Source organism: Enterobacter sp. CM29 (genome assembly GCF_013179605.1).
GTDB classification, from domain to species: domain Bacteria; phylum Pseudomonadota; class Gammaproteobacteria; order Enterobacterales; family Enterobacteriaceae; genus Enterobacter; species Enterobacter intestinihominis.
In genome coordinates this window covers 1-6,755 of the sequence record NZ_JABMCU010000220.1, presented here as the reverse complement: position 1 = coordinate 6,755, position 6,755 = coordinate 1, and the positions used below count along the sequence as shown (strand labels likewise).

Here is a 6,755-nt window from a genome sequence, read left to right as displayed (position 1 = left end):
TTTGCGCGGATCGCAGACGATGATTTTCGCCCCGTTCTGTTTGGCGCGAATCACGTGATTCGCGACGATAGGGTGAGAATCCGCCGGGTTATAGCCGAAGATGAACACCAGATCGGTGTTATCTATCTCATTGATGGCATTACTCATTGCGCCGTTACCGACCGACTGGTGCAGACCTGCAACCGATGGGCCGTGTCAGACGCGAGCGCAGCAGTCGACGTTATTGGTACCAATAACGGCGCGCGCGAATTTTTGCATCACATAGTTGGTTTCATTCCCGGTTCCGCGTGAGGAGCCGGTGGTCTGAATCGCATCCGGGCCATACTTGGCCTTGATGGCGCTAAGGCGCGTGGCAACATAATCCAGCGCTTCATTCCAGGAGACGGCTTCCAGCTTGCCGCCGCGCTCGCGGCGGATCATAGGGGTTTTCAGGCGCGGGGTGAGGATTTGGGTATCGTTAATAAAATCCCAGCCGTAGTACCCTTTCAGGCACAGCGTGCCCTGATTGGTTTTACCCTGCGCCGCTTCCGCCCGGACGATTTTGACGTTATCGACCACCAGGTGGATCTTGCAACCTGAGGCACAATAAGGGCAAACCGTGACGACTTTTTTCATCACTTTGCTCCAGTTAAACAGTTCTTACCTGCCCAATATGCAGCTTCTATGCCATGTTTTTACTATGGGTATTTCCTGACTTTACGACCCTTTGCGGGGCAAAACCCTGACGAAAAACAGCCAATCGTCAAAATTGACGTGTCGAAAGGGCAGGGGATGTGACATGGATTGAATTTCCGTCACGTAAAAAACAATTCGGCTGGAGCCGGCGGCAGAATGGTTCAGACTTAACATAATTCCCTGACGGAAGCATGCGATGAAACCGGCGATTCTGGTGGTTGATGATGATGTCGCAGTCTGCGAACTGCTACAGGATGTGCTCAGCGAGCACGTCTTTACCGTGCTGACGTGTCACACCGGTCAGGAAGCGGTGAACCGTGTCCAGCAGGACTCCGGCATTGCGCTGGTTCTGCTGGACATGATGCTGCCGGATATCAACGGATTACAGGTTTTGCTGCAGATGCAAAAGCGGCGACCGTCGCTACCGGTGGTGATGCTGACGGGGCTGGGAAGTGAATCAGATGTGGTCGTTGGGCTGGAAATGGGCGCTGATGATTACATCGGAAAACCGTTCAATCCGCGCGTGGTGGTCGCCCGCGTTAAGGCGGTGCTGCGTCGTACCGGCGCGCTGGCCGCGGAGCCTGCCGCGCCGCGCGTTGAGGGTATTGCTTTTAACGGCTGGACGCTGGACACCACCCGCTGCGAGCTGAGCGATCCGCAGCGTAATACCGTGCCGTTAACCCAGGGCGAATATGGCCTGCTGCTGGCATTAACGCAAAACGCCCGCCGGGTACTGAGCCGTGAACAGCTGCTTGAACTGACCCACAGCGAAAGCGCTGAGGTCTTTGACCGCACTATCGACGTACTGATCATGCGGCTGCGGCGAAAAATTGAGGTCAATCCGCACCAGCCTCTGCTGATCAAAACCATTCGCGGTCTGGGCTATGTTTTTGCCACGGACGTTTCCCATCATGAGAAAGCCGCCTGACCGTTCTCCTGAATAAACGTCTGAAGCTCGGCCAGCGTTTTCGCGCCGTCAATTGCATTAGCCGCCAGCAGGCTGGCCCGCGCGCAGGCGTGCGCCAGATAAATACTCTCCGTCAGCGGCAGGGATTCATGGCAGCCGTATAAAAAGCCCGCGCAAAACGCGTCGCCCGCGCCGACGCTACCGATAATCTCGTCCTGCGTCAGCTTCCACGACGGAACCCATTGCCCTTTTTCACCCGGCGCTTCACCCCATGCCCCTTCCGGACAGTGGATCACCACCCGCTGTCGCACGCCTGCCGCCAGCAGCTGTGCGGCAGCGTCGGCGATATGGGCCATGTTCAGCGCATCATGGCTGTCGCGGATCTCAAGCCCGCTAAACTCACCGGCTTCCAGCTCGTTAATCACCAGATAATCAAGATGGCGCAGGGCAGGGAGCACCAGCGGCTGATAGCGCGGGTCGCCCTTGCGGGACACCAGATCGAGCGAGGTTTCATACCCCTGATCGTGCATCTGTGCCAGTAACCGCGCGCTGCGGGTGCCGAATTCGTCATCCGGCATGTCCAGACTGTCGAGCAGCAGCAGGTAGCCGAGATGGAAGATCTTCAGCGATCCATCTAAACGATCGAAGGCGGGAAGATCCAGCAGGCGGTTGGCGCCCGGCGAGTGGAAAAAGGTGCGCTGTCCGCTGGGGTCGGTCATCACCTGCGACATCGACGTTGGGGAGAACGTCGTGCGCTGCACGCGCTGGCGATTGACGTGATACTGGTCGAGCATCGCCAGAATATAGTCTCCGTCGCTGTCTTCCCCAATCAGCCCCACCGCCTGTAACGGCAGGCCGACGTGCATTTTTGCCAGCGTCAGCAGAACGTTGAGCGGCGCACCGCCGGTTGAGCGTTCGCTGTGGGTGATTTCTGCCAGCCAGCCGCGCTCCGGCCACTGTACGATCTGGTGGACGTGATCCACCAGCATATTGCCTGCGGCGACGATCCCTTTGCGTTCCATTAGGCCTGCCCCGCACTGCCGAAGATGCGCATCTGTTCCGCAACCGTATCGGTAATGGCCTCTTCAATGCCCAGCAGCAGCTCGGCAAACTCATCGTAAAGCGATTGTCGGTTCGCCATGCGTTGCTCAACGGCGGCAAGTGCGGCCTGCGACATGCCGGTATAGAAATTGATTTTATGAATACCGAGTTCAATGGCGCGGCGGAAATCAGTGTCGCTTATGCCAGAGCCACCGTGTAAAACCAGCGGCAGGCCCGTCTGCTGGCGAATGGCGTCCAGACGCGGAAAATCAAGCTTCGGCTCGCCCTTGTATTTGCCGTGCGCGTTGCCAATGGCAACCGCCAGCGCATCGATGCCGGTTGAATCAACAAATTCGCGCGCCAGCTGCGGGTCGGTAAAGAAGGCTTCATCCGCATGACCGTACAGCGCGCCACCTTCATCCCCGCCTACCGCGCCCAGCTCCGCCTCTACCGAGACGCCCACCGCGTGGCACATCTTCACCACTTCCCGGGTCTGGCGGATATTTTCCTCATAGCTCAGCGTGGAGCCGTCGAACATCACCGAGCTGAACCCTAAACGCAGGGCGCGCACCACCGCCTCAAAATGCAGGCCGTGGTCGAGGTTCAGCACCACGGGAATATCGTGGCGGGCAGCTTCGAATTTCACCGCTTCCACCAGCGACTCCAGAGACACGTACTTAAAATGCACTTCGGCGATGTTGATGATAAACGGCGAGCGTTCCTGCTTCGCGGCGGCAAACAGCGCGCGCAGAAAATGGGAGTCGAGCACGTTGAACGCGCCCAGGGCGTAGCGGTGTTCCCTGGCGTGGGCCAGACCGTCGGCAAGAGAAATCAATGGCATCATTCACTCCTTATATCCGAAAGAGGGTGTACTCGTTGCACAGCACCAGCACCGCCGGTTCGTCTTCTTCAATGGTGTTGTAGCGATCGATGGGCTGTAAAAAGTGGTTGTCGTGTTCATCGTCATTGACCGACGACACTTCGCCCACCAGCACATCACCAAAGCCGCGTTCACCCCAGAAGCTATGGTACAGGCCGGGCGTCAGGCAGATGCTCTCCCCTGGCGTGAGGCGCAGCTGGCTGCCGGGCGCGTGCGTCTGCCGACAGCCGTCTATCGTGACGGTCACGTCGGTGTTTTCGGTCTCTTCATGCGCGCCCGCATTCCATAACTCAATAATCAGATTCCCGCCGCCGCGGTTAATAATGTCCTCCCGCTTGCGCCAGTGAAAATGCATCGGCGTCACCTGGCCGTCGCGGACGTGCATGATTTTTTCGGCATAGCACTTTTCATAGGGCACGCCGTTGGGGGAGCCGTTGCGCAGGGTGAAAAGCGTTAACCCCTGTGCAGCGAAGTTGTTGCCACCAAATGCCGTCACATCCCAGCCGAGCCTGAGGTCAAACACCTCCTGCCAGGCGGCCTGGTCAAGCTGCTGCCATTTTGTCGGCGGAAAGCTGGCAAACGGCGGGAGATGCACGCCGTGCATGGAGAAGAACTGCCGCGTGTGGCCGAGGATTGCGTTGATGTCGGAGCGTTTCATGGGGACTCCTTGAGTTTTTGCCGCCCCCTCACCCTAACCCTCTCCCCTTTGGGGAGAGGGAACTTGAACACCCTCTCCCCAAAGGGGAGAGGGCCGGGGTGAGGGGCTTACTTAACCGTCCACCCCTTATACGTGCCGACGTTCTTTTTATCGATCATCGTCACCGGGATCAGCACAGGCTCTTTCGGCGCAGGTTTGCCCTGAAGAATGTCATAGCCGATCTCCACCGCCTTCGCCGCCATCACCTGCGGATCCTGCGCCGGGGTAGCAACAAACAGCGAGTTTTCGCGCTTCAGGGCTTCTTCACCGTCCGGGCTGCCATCCACGCCAACGATAAAGAATTCATTGCGTTGCGCCTGTTTAGCCGCCAGATCGGCGCCGATCGCTGTCGGATCGTTAATCGCGAATACGCCGTCGATCTTCGGATTGGCCGCCAGCAGGGAGGTCATGACCTCCAGGCCGCCTTCGCGGCTGCCTTTGGCGTTCTGATTATCCGAGAGCACTTTGATATCCGGGTGGCGCCTGAACTCGGTCTGGCAGCCCTCCACGCGGTTTTGTACCGCAGAAACCGGCGGTCCGTTGATGATCACCACGTTGCCTTTACCTTTCAGGCGGTCGGTAATGTACTTACAGGCCATTTCCCCCGCCTGAGTGTTATCGGAGGTGATGGTCGCATCGGCCCCTTCCGCCGCCACGTCCACCGCCACGACCACGATCCCCGCCTCTTTAGCGCGTTTTACCGCGGGGCCGATCCCTTTGGAATCCGCGGCATTGAGGATGATCATGTCTACTTTCGCCGCAATGAAGTTATCGATCTGCGACACCTGCTGGCCCAGATCGTACCCGCTGGAGACCAGCGTCACCTTGACGTTGTCCCCCGCCAGCTTGCGCGCTTCCAGCTCGGCACCTTTGGTGATCTGCACGAAGAACGGGTTAGCCAGGTCACCCACCGTCACGCCGATGGATTTCAGATCTTTTGCCTGCGCAAACGGGGTTGCGGCCAGCAGCGCGCCAGCACAGAGCGCGGTCACTAAGGGCTTCAATCTCATGCTGTATTCCTCACGTAGGGTATTGTTGTTATGCACTTTGATGGTGTCGGGTACGGTATTTGTCGATCAGCACCGCTATGATGATCACCGCCCCTTTGATCACCAGCTGCCAGAAATAGGAGACGCCCATCAGCGTCATGCCGTTGTTGAGGGTGGCGATGATCAGCGCGCCCACCAGGGTGCCGGTGATCGTGCCGATCCCGCCGACGAAGCTGGTGCCGCCGAGGATCACCGCCGCAATCGCATCCAGCTCGTACCCCGTACCGAGGTTGCCGTTGGCGCTGTAGAGACGTGAAGCACTCATCACGCCGCCTAAGCCCGAGAGCAGGCCACTCATGCCGTAGACAAACAGCAGCACCAGCCAGACCTTAATGCCGGTTAAGCGTGCCGCCTGCATGTTGCCACCAACCGCATAGATGTGAACGCCGAGGGTGGTGCGGCGCAGGATGAACCAGCACACCACAATCACCGCCAGGGCGATCACCACCAGCCACGGAATCGGGCCGAGGTAGTTATTGCCGATCCACTCGAAGTTAATGTTGGAGTTAATAACCGTCGTGCCGTCCGCCAGCAGATAGGCCGCGCCGCGCAGCGCCGTATAGGTGCCGAGCGTAACGATAAACGGCGGAAGTCCGGCGAAGGCCACCAGCGCACCGTTGAACAGCCCCAGCACCATACCGAGCATCAGCGCCGCCGGAATGGAGAGCATCGCAAATTCAGGGATAAGCGAGACCACCATCGCCGCCACTGCCGTGGTGCCCAGAATCGAGCCCACGGAGAGGTCAATCCCGCCGGTCAGGATGATGAAGGTCATCCCGGCCGCCAGCACAATGTTGATCGACGCCTGCCGGGTAATGTTGAGCAGATTACTCTCGGTGAAAAAGTTCGGGGCGATAAAGCCAAATACCGCCACAATCAGGATTAAAATCGGCAAAATGCCGATCGTTTGCATCAGATCGCTCATCAGCATTTTTTTGGCGGAGGCGGATTTCGCCACCTGCTGCGGATGGGTTGGAGTTGTCATAATTACACCGCCTGATGATGTGTGTCGTTTACGCCGGTTGCCAGCGTCATGATGTTTTCCTGAGAGATGTCGCGCCCGTGCAGTTCACCCGCAATGCTGCCTTCCCGCATCACGTACACCCGGTCGCTCATCCCTACTACTTCCGGCAGCTCGCTGGAGATCATCAGAATCGCAACGCCTTTGCGCGCCATCTGGTTCATGATGCGGTAGATCTCGCTTTTTGCGCCGACGTCCACGCCGCGCGTGGGCTCGTCCAGAATCAGAATGCGCGGGCCTATCGCCACCCAGCGGGAGATCAGCAGTTTTTGCTGGTTGCCGCCGGAGAGCCCGCCCGCGCGCACCTGTGAATGGGGCACGCGGATATTGAGCAGGGCGATGGCGTCGTCGGAAATCGACTGCGCTTTTTTGCGGTTCAGCCAGCCGAAGGTGGCGTCGCGCTCCAGCGTCGCCATAGTGATGTTCTCCTGCGCCGCCAGCTCCAGAAACAGACCCTGCTCCTTGCGGTTCTCGGTAAGAAAACC

At 58.6% G+C, this 6,755-nt stretch carries 8 protein-coding genes; 1 reads left to right on the top strand and 7 read right to left on the bottom strand.

The window, feature by feature from the left end; translation table 11 throughout:
- Positions 1 to 615, bottom strand: a 615-nt coding sequence (locus HP459_RS20090; protein WP_171936712.1) for a molybdopterin-dependent oxidoreductase, incomplete at its 3' end; no start/stop codon positions are given.
- Positions 616 to 871: 256 nt separating this feature from the next.
- Here HP459_RS20090 and HP459_RS20085 point away from each other — a divergent pair.
- On the top strand, positions 872 to 1,603 hold the full coding sequence (locus HP459_RS20085; protein ID WP_022646769.1) for a response regulator: 732 nt from the start codon (positions 872 to 874) through the stop codon (positions 1,601 to 1,603).
- On the opposite strand, the gene HP459_RS20080 is transcribed toward HP459_RS20085, so the two are convergent.
- From HP459_RS20080 to HP459_RS20055, 6 genes are all read right to left on the bottom strand, one after another.
- Positions 1,585 to 2,604 (bottom strand): carbohydrate kinase family protein, encoded by a 1,020-nt coding sequence (locus HP459_RS20080; RefSeq protein ID WP_171936711.1) that lies wholly within the window; start codon positions 2,602 to 2,604, stop codon positions 1,585 to 1,587. The genes HP459_RS20085 and HP459_RS20080 overlap by 19 nt on opposite strands.
- Positions 2,604 to 3,464 carry a ketose 1,6-bisphosphate aldolase gene (locus tag HP459_RS20075; RefSeq protein ID WP_022646771.1) on the bottom strand — a complete coding sequence of 287 codons (861 nt, stop codon included), beginning with the start codon at positions 3,462 to 3,464 and terminating at the stop codon, positions 2,604 to 2,606. Before HP459_RS20075 ends, HP459_RS20080 begins: the two co-directional genes overlap by 1 nt.
- 10 nt (positions 3,465 to 3,474) lie before the next feature.
- The gene (locus tag HP459_RS20070; protein WP_046618237.1) at positions 3,475 to 4,161 is read right to left on the bottom strand and encodes a D-lyxose/D-mannose family sugar isomerase; all 687 of its coding nucleotides are present in this window, start codon (positions 4,159 to 4,161) and stop codon (positions 3,475 to 3,477) included.
- Positions 4,162 to 4,268: 107 nt separating this feature from the next.
- Entirely contained in the window at positions 4,269 to 5,210 is a 942-nt protein-coding gene (locus HP459_RS20065) for an ABC transporter substrate-binding protein (protein WP_003860240.1), read from the bottom strand.
- Positions 5,211 to 5,238: 28 nt separating this feature from the next.
- A complete protein-coding gene (locus HP459_RS20060; protein WP_003860239.1) occupies positions 5,239 to 6,234 on the bottom strand; it encodes a ribose ABC transporter permease in 996 nt (331 codons plus the stop codon).
- Positions 6,235 to 6,236: 2 nt separating this feature from the next.
- On the bottom strand, positions 6,237 to 6,755 hold a 519-nt coding region (locus HP459_RS20055; protein ID WP_171936710.1), incomplete at its 5' end, for an ATP-binding cassette domain-containing protein.